At 72.0% G+C, this 1,953-nt stretch carries 2 protein-coding genes; both read left to right on the top strand.

The window, feature by feature from the left end:
• On the top strand, positions 1 to 270 hold a 270-nt coding region (locus KS423_RS44460; RefSeq protein WP_224285362.1), incomplete at its 5' end, for an ACT domain-containing protein.
• 183 nt (positions 271 to 453) lie between these two features.
• The coding region (ffh, locus tag KS423_RS44455; protein ID WP_224285363.1) for a signal recognition particle protein at positions 454 to 1,953 on the top strand (1,500 nt) is incomplete at its 3' end.

The raw sequence follows: 1,953 nt of genomic DNA, 5'->3' as shown, positions 1-1,953 counted from the left end.
CCCACCCCGCCGCCGATGGTCGCGGTGGCGCCCGCGGTGGCCTCGGCGAGCGCGACCGTGCTGGAGGTCCGCGCGCACGACGCCCCCGGGCTGCTGCACCGGATCGGCCGGGCGCTGGACGGGGCGGGCGTCCGGGTGCGCACCGCGCACGTCTCCACGCTGGGCGCGGAGGCCGTCGACTCGTTCTACCTGACCGACGAGGCGGGCCGTCCGCTGACCGCCCGACGGGCAGGCGAGGTGGCGGCGGCGCTCCGGGCCGCGCTGGGCTGAGCGGCGGGCCGGGCGGGGTCGGTCCGGGGCCGGGTAGTGGCGTGGACGAGGGGCGTGGACCGGGCGAGGGCAGGGATGCGGGCAGGAGTTCCGACCGGGGGTGGAGACCGTACCCGGGGCGGCCGGATACCCTGGGGGACGACGACCGTACCGATACCGATGCCGCAGAGGACCCGCGACGACGTGTTCGACACCCTTTCCGATCGCCTCGCAGCGACGTTCAAGAACCTCCGGGGCAAGGGCCGCCTGAGCGAGGCGGACATCGACGCCACCGCCCGCGAGATCCGCATCGCGCTGCTGGAGGCGGACGTCGCGCTGCCGGTCGTCCGGGCCTTCATCAAGCAGGTCAAGGAGCGGGCGCTCGGTGCCGAGGTCTCCGGCGCGCTGAACCCGGCGCAGCAGATCATCAAGATCGTCAACGAGGAGCTCATCGCGATCCTCGGCGGCGAGACCCGCCGGGTGCGGTTCGCCAAGAGCGGCCCGACGGTGATCATGCTCGCCGGCCTCCAGGGTGCCGGTAAGACCACCCTCGCGGGCAAGCTCGGCTTCTGGCTGAAGAAGCAGAAGCACACCCCGCTGCTGGTCGCCTGCGACCTCCAGCGGCCCAACGCGGTCAACCAGCTCCAGGTGGTCGCCGAGCGCGCCGGCGTGGCCTTCTACGGCCCGCAGCCGGGCAACGGCGTCGGCGACCCGGTGCAGGTGGCCAAGGACTCGATCGAGTACGCCAAGCAGAAGCAGTACGACGTCGTCATCGTCGACACCGCCGGCCGCCTGGGCATCGACGCCGAGCTGATGCAGCAGGCCGCCGACATCCGCGCCGCGGTGAACCCGGACGAGGTCCTGTTCGTCGTCGACGCGATGATCGGCCAGGACGCGGTCACCACCGCGCAGGCCTTCCTCGACGGCGTCGACTTCACCGGTGTGGTGCTCTCCAAGCTCGACGGCGACGCCCGCGGCGGTGCCGCCCTGTCGGTCGCGCACGTCACCGGCCGGCAGATCATGTTCGCCTCCAACGGCGAGAAGGTCGACGACTTCGACGCCTTCCACCCGGACCGGATGGCCTCGCGCATCCTCGGCATGGGTGACGTTCTCTCGCTGATCGAGAAGGCCGAGCAGACCTTCTCGCAGGCCGAGGCGGAGAAGATCGCCGCCAAGCTGCGCGGCGGCCCGAAGCAGTTCACCCTGGACGACTTCCTGTCCCAGCTGGAGCAGGTCCAGAAGATGGGCTCGATCTCCAAGCTGCTCGGCATGCTGCCCGGCATGGGCCAGATCCGGGACCAGATCAACAACATCGACGACAAGGACGTCAACCGGGTCGGCGCGATCATCAAGTCGATGACCCCGGCCGAGCGCGCCGAGCCGGAGCTGATCAACGGCTCCCGCCGGGCCCGCATCGCCAAGGGCTCCGGCGTCCAGGTCGGCGAGGTGAAGAACCTGGTCGAGCGGTTCTTCGACGCCCGCAAGATGATGTCCGCGATGGCCTCCGGCAAGGGTGTGCCCGGCATGCCGGGGATCCCGGGCATGGGCGGCGGCGGGAAGAAGTCCGCCAAGAAGGCCCCGCAGGCCAAGGGCAAGCGCAAGAGCGGCAACCCGCTGAAGCGCGCGCAGGAGGAGGCCGCGGCCGCCCAGCGCCGCGCGCTCGGCCCGGGTGCCGGCCAGGCCCCGGCGGACGGCGGCGCGTTC

This window comes from Streptomyces sp. LS1784 (assembly GCF_020103755.1).
Classification (GTDB): domain Bacteria; phylum Actinomycetota; class Actinomycetes; order Streptomycetales; family Streptomycetaceae; genus Kitasatospora.
This window is presented reverse-complemented; position numbering and strand designations above follow the sequence as displayed.